Genomic DNA, 17566 nt, shown 5'->3' on the forward strand with positions numbered 1-17566 from the left:
GTAAACCGGCAGGACGCCGGTTTAGCCGCGCCGGGCCATGGATGGCCCGTCGCGGCGGCCCGCGGAGCAATGCCGGAGTGAGGGAACGCCGAGCCCCAGCGAGGCGCCGACAGGCGGGGCAGAGCCCTTTGCTTACTTTGGGGCTTTTCCAAAGTGAGCCGCTGTAAGAGCGGAACCATAGGTGGCCGTTACCTAAATAACGGATATACACACCACACCACCACTCAAATCCTGCGTCTACGCCCCAACTGCGGAATCCCCAAAGCAGGCACCACCTCCACCCGCTCCACCCGCCTCCCAACCACCCCCGCCAACCCCACCACCGTCGGCTGACTGAACAACGAGCGCGCATCCACCTCCAACCCCGCCTTACGCATCCGCGCCACCACCCCCACGGCCAACAACGAATGCCCTCCCAACTCAAAAAAGTGATCCTGACGCCCCACCCGGTCCAGCTTCAACACCTCAGCCCAAACCCCCGCAATCACCGCCTCCACCTCCCCCCGAGGCGGTTCATAGGCGCGACTCAACACCGCCTCCACCCCAGGCTCCGGCAACCCCTTGCGATCCAGCTTCCCCGCCGGATTAAGCGGCCACACCGCCACCCGCACAAACGCCGAAGGCACCATGTACTCAGGCAACCCCTCCACCATGTAACTGCGCAACGCCTCAAGCCCCGGCACCGCATCACGAACAGTGAAATACGCCACCAACCGCTCATCCCGAATCAACACCGCCACCTCGCGCAATGCAGGATGCGCCGCCAACCGCGCCTCAACCTCCCCCAGCTCCAGCCGCACCCCACGCAGCTTCACCTGAAAGTCATTGCGCCCCAGAAACTCCAGGTTCCCGTCCGGCAAATACCGCACCAGATCCCCCGTGCGATACAACCGATCCCCCGCCACAAACGGGCTATCGATAAACCGCTCCGCCGTCATCTGCTCCAACCCCAGATACCCGCGAGCCACGCCCACCCCGCCGATATGCAACTGCCCACTGCACCCCAGCGGCACCGGCCGATCATGCTCATCCAATACGTAAAGCCGGGTATTACTGATGGCCCGCCCAATCGGCAACTGCAACCCCGGCACCGGCGCACCCGGCTCCAGCGTCCAGGCACTGCTGTCCACCGTCGCCTCGGTCGGTCCGTAGACGTTATGCAAGCGCACCTTGGGCAATCGCGCCTGAACCCCACGGGCCAAGGCCTCTGTCAGCTCCCCACCACCGCATAAAACGTCGGTAAGGCTGGTACAAAGCGCAGACTCCTCCAGCTCCAGAAACTGCTGCAACATCGCCGGCACAAACTTGATCACGCTGACCTGTTGCTCACGAATCACCTGCGCCAGGTACGCCGGTTCACGGTGCCCATCGGGACGCGCCAGGACCAGGCGCATGCCATTGGTCAGCGGCCAGAACAGCTCCCACACCGAACCGTCAAAACTGAACGGCGCCCGCTGCAACAACGCGCCACCCTCGGCATTCGGGCACAGTTGCGAGCCCCAGTGCATCAGGTTGCCCAGGCCCCGATGCTCGATCATCACGCCCTTGGGCGTGCCGGTGGAGCCGGAGGTGTACATCACGTACGCCAGGTTGCGTACGCTCAGCCCCGGCACTCGCGGGTTGCCTTCAGGCGCCTGCTGCCAGGCGCCGTGGTCGAGGTCGATCACCGGTATCGACACCGCCCCCGGCAAATCCCGGGTCGCGCCGTGTACCAGCAAGGCGACCGGCGCGCTGTCTTGCAGCATGTAGGCGAGACGCTCGCGAGGGTAGCCCGGGTCCAACGGTACATAGGCGCCCCCCGCCTTGAGGATGGCCAGCAAGCCCACCACCAGGTCCAACCCGCGCTCGACACACAAGGCGACCCGCGAATCCGGCTGCACGCCGCGCTCGCGCAGGTGATAGGCCAGGCGGTTGGCGCGCTCGTTGAGCTGGCGGTAAGTCAGTTGCTGCTCACCGGCCTGCACCGCCACCGCGTGAGGTGTGTGCCGGGCATGGGCTTCGAACAGGGCGTGGACGGTCTGGTCCACGGGGTAGTCGGTTTCGCTGGCGTTGAAGTCCACCAGTTGCTGTTGCAGTTCGGTCGCGGGCAGCACCTGCACATCGAACAGCGGCGCCTCGGGCGTCTCCACCAATCCCGCCAGCACCGTGCCAAGGTAGTCCAGCAGGCGCTGGGCACCGACCTTGCGGGGCGCCTTGGCCTTGAGCCGGAAACCGCTGGCCAGGTCGTCCACCGTCAGCATCAGTGGGTAGCTGAGGATGTCTTCGCTGCTGAGCAATTCGATGCCGGGCTGCAGCACCTCGAGTGCCTCGACCGAGACATGCCGGTAATTCAGCAGGCTGTTGAACAGCGGTGTGACGCCGCTGCAACGCTGGGCCAACGCCAGGGACGCTTGCTCGTGGGCGAGCAAGGCGCTGAGTTGCTGCTGCGTCTGCCTGATCGCCTCGCGCACCGTCACCCCGGCCAGGCGTACCCGCAGTGGCAAGGTGTTGATGAACATGCCCAGGGCACGGTCCGCGCCCTCACCGGCCTGCAGGCGTCCCAGCAGAACCGTACCGAACACCACATCGTCACGGCCCGAGACGCGACCCAGTACCTGGGCCCACGCCAGATGAAACAGGCTCGCCGCGCTGACACCCAAGGTGCGGGCCTGCTCGCGCAACAACTGGCCGAGTGCGTCGGGAAGCAGCACGTCGGCTTCCTCGGTGTCACGGCGATCCGCCTGGCGTTCCTGTAAACCGAAGGCCAGGGTCGGCTCGTCGACATCCGCCAGCCGCTCGCGAAAGAACGCTTCGTGCCCGGCCTGGCGTTCCGCCGACCGGGCCTGGGCGACCACGTTGCGATAGGGCACCGGCGCCGGCAATTGCTGTTGCTGGCCAAGCAGATGAGCCTGGATTTCCGCCATCAGTACTTGCGTGGAAGTGGCGTCGTTCACCAGATGATGGAAACGCAGCATGCCCACCCAACGGCGGTTCTGCCGGTCTTCGGCGTAATCCAGGGCCATCAGCGGCGCCTTGCGCAAGTCCAGTGGCCGCTGGCGTTCGCGCAGTTGTTCGAGAATTGAGTCCCCCTGGAGGGCCACCGGTTGCACGTCCAGAATCGCCTTGCGCCACACCACTTGCATCGGTTGTTCGAGGGCATCCCACGCCAGGCTGGTGCGCAGGATGTCATGGCGGTCAATCACCTGTTGCAGCGCCTGGGCGAACGCTTCCAGCTGTTCACGGCGGGCAAAGCTGAACATCGCGTGTTGCTGGTACGGATCGCGCTCGTCGGTGATGTGGTGATACAGCAGGCCTTCCTGCAACGGCGCCAGCGGGTAGATCTCCTGCACATTGGCGGCGCCGCCGGGGATCGCGGCGACGATGCGTTCTATCGTCGGCGGGTCCAGTTCGGCCAGCGCCAGCAGGTCCGGAGTAATCAATTGGCAACCTGCCGGAACACGGTTGGCCGGCACCTCAAGCTCGGTGCCCTGGCCGACCGCTGCCGCCAGTGCGGCCAGGGTCGGCTGGCCGAACAGCACCTGCACGTCGGCCTGCAACCCGACCTGGCGCATGTGCTGCACCAACTGGACCGCCAACAGCGAATGGCCGCCCAACTCGAAGAAATGGTCATGCCGCCCCACCCGCTCGACGTGCAGCACATCGGCCCAGATCTGCGCCAGGGCGATTTCCGTAGGCCCTTCGGGGGCTTCGTAAATTCGACTGATAAATGCATCGGCACCGGGTGCCGGCAAGGCCTTGCGGTCGAGTTTGCCGTTGGCCGTCAGGGGCAGCGCGTCCAGCTTTACGTAGGCCTGCGGCACCATGTAATCCGGCAAGCGTGATTTAAGATGGGCGCGAAGCGCTTCAATCGCTACCGGCGCATGCTCGGTGAACCAGGCCAATAGCTGCCCCTCGCGTACCAGCACCACCGCTTCGGTGACCCCTTCATAACCCGCCAGGGCGGACTCGATTTCCCCCGGCTCGATACGCACGCCGCGAATTTTTACCTGGTCGTCGTTGCGGCCCAAATATTCAATATTCCCATCCGGCAGCCAACGCGCCAGGTCGCCGGTTCGGTACATGCGGCCTGGGTTGAATGGGTCATCAAGGAAGCGCTCTGCGGTCATGTCCGGGCGGTTCAAATAGCCCCGCGCCACGCCTTTCCCGCCGACGTACAACTCGCCTGCAGTACCGATGGGCACCGGCCGCTGTTGCTCATCCAGCAGGTAGACCGCGGCATTCGCGATGGGTTTGCCGATGTGCAGCGCCTGCCCGGCCTCAACGAGGCCCGAGGTGGCAACCACGGTGGCTTCAGTGGGACCGTAGTTGTTGATCACCGCGAAACTGCGCGCCTGGTTGAACTGGCGCAGGCGGTCGCCACCAATCAGCAGCGTGCGCAAAGTCGGGTGTTCGATATTCTGGCTGAACGCATACTCGGCCACCGGCGTGGGCAGGAAGCATACGTCCAGTGGTTGCGCGCGCCACCAGGCCAGCAGCGCGTCGATGTCTTCGGCGCCGTCCTGGGCCGGCGGCAAGTGCAAGGTCGCGCCCACGCACAGCGCTGGCCAGACCTCCCAGGCCATGGCGTCAAACCCGAAACCGGCAACGCTGGCGGTATGGCTGCCCGCGTGCAAATCGAAGGCCTGGCAATGCCAGTCCACCAGGTTGGCCACGGTGTGGTGCTCCACCATCACGCCCTTGGGCAGGCCGGTGGAGCCCGACGTGTAGATCACATAAGCGAGGTTGGCGGGTGTCATCGCCACTTGCGGGTTGCGCGCCAACTGCGCCGTGGCGTGATCCAGATTGATGACCGGCACGCTCAATACCGGTAGACGCTCGAGCAAATCCGTCTGCGTCAGCACCGCCACCGGCGCGCTGTCATCGAGCAGGTAGTGCAGGCGCTCGGCAGGATGGGCCGGGTCCACCGGAACGTAACAGGCGCCGGACTTGAGAATCCCCAGCAAGCCCACCAGCGTCTCCAGGCCGCGCCGGGCGACTATCGCCACACGGTCGTCGGGCTTTACTCCGAGCACCAATAGCTGCCGCGCCAGGGCATTGGCCCGTTGATTCAATTGGTCATACGTCAATCGCTGCCCCTGATACACCGCCGCCACCGCATGCGGGGTCACCGCGGCCTGGGCCTCGACGCGCCCATGCAGGGTTTGCGCTGCGGGATAGGCCTGGGCGGTGGCGTTCCAGCGTTGCAACTGCGCGGTTTCCTCGGGCGTTATCAGCGAGAAGTCAGCCAGGGGCAGCGCGGTGTTTTCCAGCCCCTGCTCCAGCACATACACCAGGCGATCGGCCAGGGCCTGCACCTCGTGTGCCTGGAAGTACGCCTCGTTGTAGACGCAGTGCAGGCACGCCGTGTCGTGGTAGCGATTGCTGCGCAAGTGAATCGCCAGCGGCAACGGCTCATGGTGGTTGGACACCTTGATCGCCCGGGCCGATGCCTGGCCGTAGCGAAATTCATGGTCGTCCTGCTCATAGGACACCGACAGGTCGAACAGTTGGCCGCGGTCGGCGCGCAGCAAACCCAGCTCGCGATTCATCTCGCTCAGCGGGAAACGTTGATGCCGGAAATCCTGCTGGAGCTGGTCGCGCACGCCACGCACCAGGGCGCTGAAAGGCAGGTCGTCGCTGAACTGCAAGCGCACGGCACTGACCTGGGTGAACAGCCCCAGGGTCGAACGAAAGCGTGCATTGGAACGGTTGAGTATCGGTAGCCCCACCACCCACTCCTGGCGCTGGCCGGTGCGGCTGAAGTACAGGTACATCGCCGCCAATAACACATGGAACGCCGACGCCTGGTAATGGTTCGCCGCCCGCGCCATGCGATTGAGCAGCGCCGCCGGAAACGGTGCTACCAGGGTGTTGCTCGGCGCATCGCCCTTGGCCTGGTAACGGCGCGTCAGCAGCGGCTCTGGCAGCGCCTGGTATTTGTCCAGCCAGTAGCTGCGGTCCCGGGCGTAACGGGCCGACTCGCGATAGCGTTCATCGTTGTCGATGAAGTCGATATAGGACGGCGCCGACAGGTCCGGTAGTCGGCCCTGCTCCAGGGCGCTGTAGATCCCGGCAAGAGATTGCAGCATCTGGCCAAAGCCCCAGCCATCGAGAATCAGGTGGTGAGCCTGGGTGCCGAGGCGGTAATGCTGGTCATCGAGCTTGACCAGGAAGAAGCGGAACAACGGCTCGTCGACCAGCGCATAGGTTCGCGCCATCTGCGCCTGCAACAAGGCCTCGGCGGCCGCGCGGGGATCCGGCTGGCGCGAGACGTCATGCTGCGGCACCGATACCGCCATGGCCTCGGCAAACGCCTGCCGTGGCAAGCCATCGGCCGCCACTTGCAACACCGTACGCAATGCGTCGTGCTTGGCCACCAGGTGCTCGATGGCTCGCTGGATCAATGCGGGATTCACGGTGCCCGTGAGTTCGATATAACCCCCGATGTTGTACAGCGGCGAGTCACCGAGGCGCAGTTGGTCGAGCCAGATATCCCGCTGGGCGGCGGTCAGGGGGAAATACGTCATAAGATCCTTCTCATGTGAGGTGTCGATAAGGCGCACAACGCCCCATTGAGGCGAAATCAACGGGATTTAAGCATCGCCCCGGAGGGCCGTATGTCACCCGAAACCCGGACAGCCAGGGTACCGCGCCGGGGTTGGCTGATGGTTCAGTGCTGAAACGATTAAATGGATGTAGGAGATTGGCTACATCTGGCCGATGCCATATAGCCGGGCATGTCGAGAAAATTGAGTAAATATGTTTTATATCAACTAGTTAACAAACTCTAAAATCCTTTTACCCTGCAGCTTCAGCCTATATCCCTGTCGGAAATGACGAAATAATGGCGCGCTTTTTATGGCAGGTTGTGTCCCTCGTTTCCGCTACATACGTAGGACAAATCCACGTGGCTAAATGAAGCCTCGAGCACCGACCCAGGTTCAAGGAGAACGGGAGGCCTGCACACGTAAGGGCAACCGTTGACGGTTTTCGACATCAAGGATGAGATGGCTATGAGTCTGACCAGCAGTATTCGGAATATGGAAAATCCGCATTTTTATTTCGAGTTGGGAGAGTTGATTTCAAGCACCGGCACTGAACACTTCGCAGCGAACATGCTGCAACTGGTCAACAAGCTGGTACCGGTTCACTTGGTGGACCTCAGTGAATGGACCCTCGACGAGCACCAGGCCTGCGTGCTCGATATCAAGTTACTTGGCAGCGACGGGTTGAAGCAGGACCTGCCGCCACCGCGCACCCTGCATCACCGCGACGATCATCCGCTGCTGAAAAAAATGCTCGGCATGAACGACCCGCTGTTGATCCAGATGAATGCCAAGGCCGACAGCACCCACACCCGCGGCACCTCCCATCAGTGCAACCTGGTATCGCGCCAGGCCAATCGGCGCTGCGTGATTTCGTTCTACCGGCCCCACACCCAACGCGCCTTTTCCCTGGCGCAGTTGTCGTTTCTCAAGAGCCTTTCGGAAACTTTGCTGCCGTTGATCGAGCGCCACGCGCAGATCAATCGACAGGCCCCGCCGGTAGCGCCCGAGCCCTCTAAAACTCCGTTGGAGCAGTCGCAATTGCAGCGCGAATTCTATAAACGCCTGTCACTCAGTGACATCACCTTATCGGCGCGGGAACAGGAGGTTTGCCTGGGGTTGTTGACCGGCGGAACCGTACCGCAGATGGCCGAGAAACTCAGCGTGAAAAACAGCTCCATCGAAACCTACCTCAAGCGCGCGGCGGCCAAACTGGGCGTGAGTGGCCGGCATGGCCTGGCCAAATGGATGGTTGGCGCGTGATGAAAAAACTGATGCTCGGCGTGGCGTGTGTGCTTGGCGGGTGTTCGTTGATCCCGGACTATCAGCGGCCCGAGGCACCGACCCCGGCGCACTTCCCGGTGTATAACGCGGACCGGGTGGGGCCATCGGCCTCCGGGCCTGACTGGCAACAGTTGTTCCGTGACCCGGTGATGCGGCAGTTGATTGGCCAGGCCCTGGTGAATAACCGTGACCTGCGGGTGGCGGCGCTGAATGTCGAAGCGTTCCAGGCGCAGTACCGCATCCAGCGTGCCGACCTGTTCCCGGCGGTGTCTGCCACGGGTGCCGAAAACCGCCAGAAAGTCCCGCGGCGCGCCACTACCACCGGCAAGTCTGCGATCACCTCTACCTATTCGGCGACATTGGGCGTCAGCGCCTACGAGCTGGATTTTTTCGGCCGTGTACGCAGCCTCAGTGAGCAGGCGATGCTGCAATACCTGGCCACTGAAGAAGCTCGGCGCAGCGCGCAACTGAGCCTGGTGGCCAACGTCGCCAACGCTTACCTGACCTGGCGCGCCGACCAGGAACTGCTGGCCCTGGCCCGGCAGACGCTGGCCTCGGACGAGCACAGCCTGCGTCTGACGTCGCGCAGTAAAACGGCGGGCAAGGCGACGTCGATTGATGTGATCCAGGCCCAGACCAGCGTCGAAAGTACCCGGGCAAGCATTGCGCGCTACCAGCGGCAGGTGGCCCAGGACCTCAACAGCCTGGCGTTGCTGGTGGGTGGGCCGGTGCCGGATTCTTTGCCGGCACAGCCGCTGTCCGACGACCTGGTAGCCCGGGTGCCGGCCGGGTTGCCGTCGGACCTGCTGCAACGGCGGCCGGATATTGTGCAGGCCGAGTATCAGCTTCAGGCGGCCAACGCGAATATTGGCGCGGCGCGGGCGGCGTTTTTTCCTTCGGTTACGCTGACGGCCAACGCTGGCACCTCGAGTAAGGATCTGTCGGGATTGTTCCAGGGGGGCTCGGGGAGTTGGGGGTTCCAGCCGCAGATCAATCTGCCGATCTTCAACGCGGGCAGCCTGCGGGCCAGCCTGGATTACGCGAAGATTCAGAAGAACATTTATGTCGCGCAGTATGAGAAGTCGATTCAGACAGCGTTCCAGGAAGTCTCGGATGGGCTGGCGGCGCGGCAAACGTATAACGAGCAACTGGCGGCGCAGCGGGATTTTGTTCGGGCCAACCAGACGTATTACGACCTGGCTCAGCACCGGTATCGCAGTGGGGTGGACAGTAATCTGGTGTTTCTGGATGCGCAGCGGTCGTTGTTCAGTTCGCAGCAGGCGTTGATTGTTGATCGGTTGGCGCAGTTGGTGGCGGAGGTGAATTTGTATACGGCGTTGGGTGGGGGGTGGGGGGTGGGGGGGTGATTCTGCTGGGGGTGGGGGTGGGGGCATATCCGTTTCTTCGGTCACGGCGGCTTATGGTTCCGCTCTTACAGCGGCTCACTTTGGAAAAGCCCCAAAGTAAGCAAAAGCAAGAGCACGGCGGCCTGAAAGCCGACCTGAGTGTTAAAAGCAAAAGCAAAGCCGCTTTGCTGTAGGAGCTGGCTTGCCGGCGATGCAGACACCTCGGTGCATCAGGTACACCCAGTTGATGCCATCGCCGGCAAGCCAGCTCCTACAGTGGACCGTGAGCCGCTGTAAGAGCAAAACCCTAAGGCCTTACCCGCGCCACCCGCCACACCTTGTTCCCCACATCATCCGCCACCAGCAACGCGCCCTGCCCGTCCAACGCTACACCCACCGGACGCCCCTGAGCCTCTCCATCACCATTTAAAAACCCAGTCAGGAAATCAACAGGCACACCCGACGGCTTTCCGTCCCGGAACGGAATAAACACCACCTTGTACCCCGCCTGCGGATTACGGTTCCAGGATCCATGCTCCCCCACAAACACCCCATCGGCAAACACCGCTGGCATCCCCCGCGCATCGGAAAAAGTCAGGCCCAACGGCGCAACGTGAGTCCCCAGCGCGTAGTCCGGTGCAATCGCCTGGGCGACCTTGTCCGGACGCGGCGGCTGCACCCGGCTGTCAACGTGAGCCCCGTAATAACTCCACGGCCAACCGTAGAAAGCGCCGTCCCGCACCGACGTCAGGTAATCCGGCACCAGATCGCTGCCGATCTCGTCGCGCTCGTTGACCACCGTCCACAACTGCGTAGAGCCGGGTTTCCACGCCAGCCCATTGGGATTGCGCAACCCACTGGCGAACAGACGCTTCTGCCCACTGGCAAGATCCAACTCCCAGATCGCAGCACGCCCTTCCTCGGCGTCAAGCCCGTTCTCACCCACATTGCTGTTGGACCCGACGGTCACATAAAGCTTGGTACCCTCAGGATTGGCCAGGACGTTTTTGGTCCAGTGATGATTGATCCCGGCCGGCAGATCAGTGACCTTCACCGGCACGGCATCGATGTGAGTCTGGCCCCGAACATAAGGCACCTTGACCACCGCATCGGCATTGCCGATATACAACTCATCCCCCACCAACGCCATGCCAAACGGCGACGTCAGCCCACCGAGAAACTCACTCTTCACCTCGGCACGCCCATCACCGTCGGCGTCCCGCAGCAGCGTGATCCGGTCGGCGCTCGGCGTATCGGCACCGACCCGCCCCATCACAAACCCCATCGCGGTACGACGCGCCCAGGCGAGCAAACCCGTGCCGCCGTCCGTGGCACCTTCAGGCATGGGCGGATGGTTACTCTCGGCTACCAGCACGTCGCCATTGGGCAAGGTGTACACCCAGCGCGGATGGTCAAGGTCCGCGGCCAACGCCGTTACCGTGAACCCATCGGGCGCCGTTGGCTGGGCATTACCGGGCCAGCCGACAGCCTTGGAAACCTTGAGTGTCGGGATCAGTGATGCAGTGGGTTCGGGCAGTTGCGGGCTTGGCCCCACACCGGCCTGAAACGGCAGTTTGGAGGAATCGCCACAGGCGCTGAGGGCAGCCGTGGCGGTGATCAGCAGCGCAAGGCGGCTTGGTGCATTCATTGGGAAACCTCGGGACAGCCCTTTATTGGGCAGGCAAAAACCCGACGGAGTATCGCGTCATTCCCCGACACCAAACACCGCCTACCGCGCAATTGAGTTTTAACTCAGTCGCACGAGTGGCTCGGCAGCACTCTCAGGCTTTCCACGGCCCCAACGCCAGGCTGTAGGGAGAAAACCCCTCGAACTGCCAACGCAGCGCCAGCGCCGCATCCCTTCGGACCACGTGTTCCACGGTCACCTTCCACAACCGCTCAGCCCCCTCGAACGTGGCCAGTTCATCTCCTTCAAGAATCACCTCGGCCCGCCCGGCCATCTGCAACACATCACCCGTAGCAAAATCCACAAACAGCAAGCCCGCAACCGGGTTGACCTGCACATTGCCCAAGGTGTTGAAAAACGAGTTGCCGGTAAAATCGGGAATCGTCAGCACCTCTCCCTCCACGCGCACAAACCCACTGTTGCCGCCTCGGTGTGAAACGTCCACCGAACGCTTGGCCGCATCCCCTTCCAGGTCCACATAGCTGGCGACGAAAAACGTATCAGCGCTGCGAATCAACGCCCGGTCAGCGTCATCGAGCGAGTTCGCGCGCCGCACAATACCTCCCGCAGCGCGCTGCCCCCGGGCCCCCGGGTGCACCGCACGCAACTGGATGTACTTCGGGCAATTTCCAAACGTGTGCACCACCGCCACGGTAAATCCGTCGACGCCGGCAGCCCCAATAACCCCATTCATGCGATTACGCCGCCGCGTATTCAGGTCAATGCCCAACAGCCCGACCGACGCGCCTTGTTTCAGCCCGCTCCCGGCGGGGTCACTCTCCGCAGGCAGGCTGTCGATACGCAAGCTGTAGGGGTCCGGCGAATACGCAAACCCCGGCGTGCCCTCCAGCAGCGTGGCCCAGGGCAGCCCCTGCTCATCCACGGCCCCCACGACCAGATAGGGCAACAACTCATAAAAAGCCCGATGCTGCTCCGGCAAGTGATCCCGTATCACCTTCGCGCCGATCACCTCCATGCGCCCGGCCACGCCGGCACTTTGCTGCAACTGCCGCTCGCCGGCATGCCATGGCGAAACGGGGGACGCGTCCTGGTGATTCATGATCAAGCCCTCGGTGAATGAAACGCCGGATGTTCACGCAATGCCGCCACGCTGAAATCGACAAAACTGCGCACCCGCATCGAAGCGTTGCGCCCTTCGCGGTAGACCACATGCACCGGCAGCGGCGGCGGTTCATAGGCCTGCAATACTCGACACAGTTGCCCGCTCGCCAGGTGCTCGTGCACCGGGTAGCTCAAGCACCGGATCAACCCTGCGCCCTGCACCGCCGCATTGATCGCGCCCTGCACCGTGGTGCAACCGAGACGCGCCCGGGCCTTGATGCTGGCGCCCTGGAAATCCCACTGCACCCAATTCGAATACGCCTGGCTGGCGACCAGCCGATGCTCCTTGAGCGCCTCCGGTTGCACCGGTTCGCCATGGCTTTGCAGATAGCCGGGGCTGGCGCAGACGATGTTGCGCACATGGCCCACGGGCCGGGCAATCAGGGATGAACCGGGCAGTTCTCCCACCAGGACTGCCACGTCCAGGCCGTCTTCATTCAGGTTCGGATAATGATCGTGGTAATGGGCAAACAGGCGGACTCCGGGATAGCGCTCCAGGTAGCCGGCCAACAGCGGCGCCATCACATAACGGCTGAACAGCAACGGAAAAAACACCCGCAGGTTTCCCTCGGCCTGCGCGTGCGCACCCTGGGCAGACGCTTCGGCGGCGCTCACGCCGTCAAGGATCCGCGAACAGTCGGCCATGAACGTCGCCCCGGCTTCGGTGAGGCGAATGCCCCGGGTGCTGCGCTGTACCAATGGCACCCGCAAGCGCGTCTCCAGCCGGTCAATCGCGCGGATCACAGTGGGCCCCGAGATGCCCAGGCAACGGGCAGCCGCGGACAGGCTCGGCTGCCGGGACAGCGCCTGGAAGATCTGCATGTCGCGATAACGGTCCATCAGGCCGGCCGCTGCATCGATGGGTTGAGCGCAGCATCCTGCCCCAGCCGGCTGACCAGAAAATCCACGAACGTGTTGACCTTCGCCGGTACCCGGGCGTTGTTCTGGAACACCACATGGATCGGCAAGGCCGGCGGTTCGAAGTCTTGCAGGATGATCTCCAGTGCGCCTGCACGCACATCGCTGGCCACCTGATAAGACAACACCCGTGTGACGCCCCAGCCCAGGCGCGCGAGGTTGATCGCCGCGTTGTTGGCGGTGACCACCAGGCGCGGCTCAACGGCCACGCTCAACGGCTGGCCGCCTTCCCTGAACTGCCATTCGCTGACCAACTGGCTGGAAGACGACGTGACAATCTTCGCCTCACGCAGTTGCCCGGGGTGCAGTGGCCGGTGCCGCTCAAGGTAAGCCGGCGCCGCGCACACTACGCGACGCACCTCGCCGACCTTGATCGCCTGCTGGCCGGGTTCCTGCAAATGCCCGATGCGCACGGCCACATCGACGCCTTCATCGGTCATGTTGACCACACGGTCCACCAGCAAGGCGTTGATGCTGACCTGGGCAAACAGGTCCAGGTACTCCCCCAGGATTGGCGCGACGAACAACTCGCCGAACAACACCGGCGCGGTGACCGTCAGGTGCCCCCACGGGATCGAGAAGCTGCCTGCTGCCGCTTCTTCGGCCTCAGTCAACTCCGCGAGGATACGCCGGCAATCGTCGAGGTAACGCTGGCCGGCCTCGCTCAGGTGCAGGCTGCGGGTGGTGCGCGAAAGCAACTGGGTGCCAATACGCGCCTCCATCGCGGCAATCGCGCGGGTCACGCTGGGGGGCGAGATGTTCAGGCGCCGGGCCGCCGCGGCAAAGCCCTGTTCTTCGGCGACGGCGAGGAAAATCTGCATTTCCTGGAAACGGTCCATGAGTCCCCTTAATCGAATGTGGTCCACCGAACCAGTGGCTTGGGAGCGGTTGTGGCGAGGGAGCTTGCTCCCGCTGGGCAGCGTAGCGGCCCCAAAATCCTGGGAGCGCTGCGCACTGGAGCGCCAGCCCGGTCCAGCGGGAGCAAGCTCCCTCGCCACAAAATCTTCAAACCTTCGCCAGGCCCACAGCGGTGCGTTGCATACCCACAAACCCCTGCAGCGCTTCGATACTGCCCAGCCAGGCGCGAACCTGCGGATAGTCGTCCAGCGCGACATTCCCCTCCGGCGCATGGGCGATGTAGGTGTAGTGCGCGATATCGGCAATCGTCGGCAGGTCACCGGTGAGAAAACGGCTCTGCTCCAACTGGTGCTCTACCACTTTGAGGAATGCGTGGGAGCGGCTGATGGTCGCCTCGGCATCCAGCGCGGCACCGAACACAGTGATCAATCGCGCCGCAGCCGGCCCGGTGTGCAGCGGCCCTGCCGCAGCCGAGAGCCAACGCTGCACACGGGCCTGGGCCAAAGGCTCGGTCGGCAGCCACTGGGCGGTGCCATATTGGCCGGCGAGGTACACCAGGATCGCGTTGGAGTCCGCCAGCACCACGCCGTTATCATCGATCACCGGCACCTGGCCGGAGCTGTTGAGGGTGGCCAGGAACTCAGGGGTTTTGTGCGCGCCTTGCTTCAGATCGACGTGCACCCGCTCAGCGGGCACGCCCAGCAGCGACAGCATCAACTCAACCCGGTGGGAATGGCCAGACAAGGGGTAACGGTACAGTTTGATCATGACGGGCTCCGCGATGTGCCAGGGACTCGACCCGGTGATCGGGTCGATGACGCTTATGTTCCACCGCTACGGCACACAGCAGAATAGCCAGTTTTTACAATCCAGCATTTCACCGGATGAAACAATCAATCGCCAAACAACCCGTCGATCAGGTTGAACAGGGTGGTTTTCACCGGGCTGTCGAGTTCGGTCCACGCCAGGCCGGTCCTGGCCCGGAACGCCCCCAACGCCAGGTGCCTGGACACGCAATTGGCCGGCAGCGCCCGGGCCGCCTGCAGCGGCAACACACCCACACCCAGCCCGGCCGAGACCAGCGCCAGCATGGTGGTGAACTCGCCGAGTTCGGAGGCGATCTCCAGCGGCACGCCCATCGCCTGCACGAATTCATCGTAGAAACCCGGTGCATAACGCCGGGCCAGGATGAACACCGGCACCTTGAGCAAGTCCGTCGGCTGAATGGTTTCCTGGGTCGCCAACGGATGCTCGCCGGGCAAGGCGACCACGAAGCTTTCCTGCAGCACCTCAAGGGTCTGCACGCCGGGATAGGCCGCCGGCAAACGCATCAGGCCGAAATCCAGCTGGCCGTTTTTCAACGCAGCCGCCTGATCCGGGCCGGGCATGTCCTTGAGCTCCAGTTCAATTCGCGGGTAGCGCTGGTGCACCGCACGAATCAACCCGGGCAGCAATTGCGGCAATACCGACGAGACAAACCCCAGGCGCACCCGGCCGATCTCCCCGCGGTTCGAAGCCCGGGCGGCATCGGCGGCGCGGGCAGCCTGGTGCAGGGTGGCGAGGGCTTCCGGCAGAAACACCCGCCCGGCTTCCGTCAGTGTGACCGAGTGCCGGTTGCGGTCGAGCAGGCGCACGCCCAGGCCGCTTTCGAGCAGTTTGATCTGCATGCTCAGCGCCGGTTGAACGATCGACAGCTGCGCGGCCGCCCGGCCGAAATGCAGTTCCTGGGCGAGCACGACAAAGGCACGCAGGTGCTTGAGTTCCATCAGGTTGGCTCCGGTTATCACGGTTATTGATCACCCCATCACAAATGAAAATTGGACGCCGGGCCCGGGCTGCGCTGAAGTAAGGCCCGTGATGCACGATATGACAGGGTTTGACGTATAACAATGAGAGCGGCGCCCCGCACTCGGATTGATAGTGTTGATCACCTGTCTCAGTCTTCGGAGATCGCCCCATGCAGCGTGTTTTAGACAGTTTCCGCCTCGATGGCCACCTGGCCTTGATCACCGGCTCCAGCGCCGGCATCGGCCTGGCCATCGCCCGTGGCCTGGCCCAGGCTGGCGCACGGGTAGTGCTCAACGGGCGCAACCGCAGCACCTTGCGTGACAGTGCCGCGTTGCTGGCGGCGGAAGGCCTGGAGGTGCACACCCAGGCGTTCGATGTCACCGACGGCGCGGCGGTGTTGGCCGCCGTGGCGGAGATCGAAGAGCGCCTGGGCCCGCTGGACATCCTCGTCAACAACGCGGGCATGCAACGTCGCGGGCCGCTGGAGGACTACAGCGAAACCCACTGGCGCGAGTTGATGAGCACCAACCTGGACAGCGCCTTCCTGGTCGGCCAGGCCGTAGCCAGGGCGATGATCCCGCGCAAGCGGGGGCGCATCATCAATATCTGCTCGGTGCAAAGCGAACTGGGGCGCCCGGGCATCGCCCCGTATGCCGCCAGCAAAGGCGCGCTGAAAATGCTCACCAAAGGCATGGCCATCGACTGGGGCCCCCACGGGCTGACGGTGAATGGCATCGGCCCCGGCTATTTCAAGACCGAACTGAACGCCAACCTGGTGGCCAACCCCGAATTCAGCGACTGGCTGGTGCAGCGCACACCGAGCCGGCGCTGGGGTGACGTCGCCGAACTGGCGGGCGCTGCGGTATTCCTTGCCAGCGACGCGGCAAGTTTCGTCAACGGTCATATCCTGTACGTGGACGGTGGCATCACCGCCTCGCTGTAACCTGGAGAATTTCATGCACGCGATTGTCTGCCATGCCTCGAAAGACCTGCGGGTAGAACCGCAAACCGAACCCCAGGCACTGACGCCCGACCAACTGCGGGTGCGCATTTCCCGGGGCGGGATCTGCGGCTCGGACCTGCATTACTACCAGCACGGCGGCTTCGGCACCGTGCGGTTGCGCGAGCCGATGGTGCTGGGCCACGAAGTGTCGGCGGTGATCGAGGCGGTGGGCCGTGAAGACGGGCCGTTCAAGATTGGCCAACGCTTGTCGGTCTCGCCGTCGCGGCCTTGCGGGGGTTGCCGTTATTGCCATCAAGGGCTGCCGAACCATTGCCTGAACATGCGTTTCTACGGCAGCGCGATGCCCTTTCCTCACGTGCAGGGTGCATTTCAACAAAGCCTGGTGATCGAAACGCACCAGGCGCACCCGCTGGCCGATCATGTGAGCCTTGCCGAGGGTGCAATGGCTGAACCGTTGTCTGTGGGTTTGCATGCCATCCAACGTGCCGGGGTGGTGTTCGGCAAACGGGTATTGGTCACCGGGTGCGGGCCCATCGGCAACCTGTTGATCGGTAGCCTGCGGGCAGCGGGCGCGGGGGAAATTGTTGCGGTGGACCTGTCCGCCGGGCCCTTGGCCTGCGCCGAAAAAATGGGCGCCAGCCGTACTCATAACCTGGCGGAAGACGCCGACGCGTTGAAGCGGTATACCGCCGAAAAAGGCTACTTCGACGTGATGTTCGAAGTCTCCGGCAGCGCCCAGGCCCTGCGCAACGGCCTGGAGTGCATGGCCCCGCGCAGCGTGCTGGTGACGGTCGGTCTGGGTGGCGAGGTCTCGCTGCCGTTGAATATGCTGGTGAGCAGGGAGATCGACTTGCGGGGCACCTTCCGCTTCCATTCGGAGTTTGCCCAGGCGGTGGATTTGCTCAATCGCCAGGTGATTGATGTGCGTCCGGTGATCTCCCACACCGTGCCGTTCAGCGAGGCGGTGCAGGCGTTTGAACTGGCGGCGGACAAGAGCCAGGCGATGAAGGTGTTGCTGGATTTTGGTGTGGGTGATTGAACCGGATCTCGACAGCTCCCACAGTGTTGCGGTGCA

At 63.4% G+C, this 17566-nt stretch carries 11 protein-coding genes; 4 read left to right on the forward strand and 7 right to left on the reverse strand.

Translation table 11 applies throughout. From position 1 onward, the window contains the following. Window positions 1–224: 224 nt before the first annotated feature. Window positions 225–6506, reverse strand: coding sequence for an amino acid adenylation domain-containing protein (locus tag ACIOMR_RS23770; RefSeq protein WP_401196708.1), 6282 nt, complete (start codon window positions 6504–6506; stop codon window positions 225–227). Window positions 6507–6992: 486 nt separating this feature from the next. On the opposite strand from ACIOMR_RS23770, the gene ACIOMR_RS23775 reads away from it, so the two are divergent. Both ACIOMR_RS23775 and ACIOMR_RS23780 read left to right on the forward strand, forming a co-directional pair. Then, window positions 6993–7787: a helix-turn-helix transcriptional regulator gene (locus ACIOMR_RS23775; RefSeq protein ID WP_008430236.1), complete on the forward strand. Its 795-nt coding sequence runs from the start codon at window positions 6993–6995 to the stop codon at window positions 7785–7787. After that, a complete protein-coding gene (locus ACIOMR_RS23780) occupies window positions 7787–9175 on the forward strand; it encodes an efflux transporter outer membrane subunit (RefSeq protein WP_401196711.1) in 1389 nt (462 codons plus the stop codon). Before ACIOMR_RS23775 ends, ACIOMR_RS23780 begins: the two co-directional genes overlap by 1 nt. A gap of 286 nt (window positions 9176–9461) precedes the next feature. Here ACIOMR_RS23780 and ACIOMR_RS23785 read toward each other — a convergent pair whose 3' ends face one another. The 6 genes from ACIOMR_RS23785 to ACIOMR_RS23810 all read right to left on the reverse strand — a co-directional run bounded on the left by ACIOMR_RS23785 (window position 9462) and on the right by ACIOMR_RS23810 (window position 15505). After that, entirely contained in the window at window positions 9462–10802 is a 1341-nt protein-coding gene (locus ACIOMR_RS23785) for a sorbosone dehydrogenase family protein (protein ID WP_087692536.1), read from the reverse strand. Between the two features lie 133 nt (window positions 10803–10935). After that, the gene (locus ACIOMR_RS23790; RefSeq protein ID WP_401196714.1) at window positions 10936–11901 is read right to left on the reverse strand and encodes a pyridoxamine 5'-phosphate oxidase family protein; all 966 of its coding nucleotides are present in this window, start codon (window positions 11899–11901) and stop codon (window positions 10936–10938) included. 2 nt (window positions 11902–11903) lie between these two features. Then, window positions 11904–12803, reverse strand: coding sequence for a LysR family transcriptional regulator (locus ACIOMR_RS23795; RefSeq protein ID WP_134326959.1), 900 nt, complete (start codon window positions 12801–12803; stop codon window positions 11904–11906). Next, window positions 12803–13720, reverse strand: a complete 918-nt coding sequence (locus tag ACIOMR_RS23800; protein ID WP_003208270.1) for a LysR family transcriptional regulator — start codon at window positions 13718–13720, stop codon at window positions 12803–12805. Before ACIOMR_RS23800 ends, ACIOMR_RS23795 begins: the two co-directional genes overlap by 1 nt. 166 nt (window positions 13721–13886) lie before the next feature. Beyond that, window positions 13887–14507: a glutathione S-transferase family protein gene (locus ACIOMR_RS23805; protein ID WP_401196718.1), complete on the reverse strand. Its 621-nt coding sequence runs from the start codon at window positions 14505–14507 to the stop codon at window positions 13887–13889. A 125-nt stretch (window positions 14508–14632) separates the two neighbouring features. Then, entirely contained in the window at window positions 14633–15505 is an 873-nt protein-coding gene (locus tag ACIOMR_RS23810) for a LysR family transcriptional regulator (RefSeq protein WP_401196721.1), read from the reverse strand. A gap of 191 nt (window positions 15506–15696) precedes the next feature. Here ACIOMR_RS23810 and ACIOMR_RS23815 point away from each other — a divergent pair, with 191 nt between their 5' ends. Continuing rightward, window positions 15697–16470 (forward strand): glucose 1-dehydrogenase, encoded by a 774-nt coding sequence (locus tag ACIOMR_RS23815; protein ID WP_401196723.1) that lies wholly within the window; start codon window positions 15697–15699, stop codon window positions 16468–16470. 13 nt (window positions 16471–16483) lie between these two features. Further along, a complete protein-coding gene (locus tag ACIOMR_RS23820) occupies window positions 16484–17530 on the forward strand; it encodes an L-idonate 5-dehydrogenase (protein WP_401196726.1) in 1047 nt (348 codons plus the stop codon). Window positions 17531–17566: the final 36 nt, after the last annotated feature.

Source organism: Pseudomonas sp. NPDC087814, assembly GCF_044742865.1.
GTDB lineage: Bacteria > Pseudomonadota > Gammaproteobacteria > Pseudomonadales > Pseudomonadaceae > Aquipseudomonas.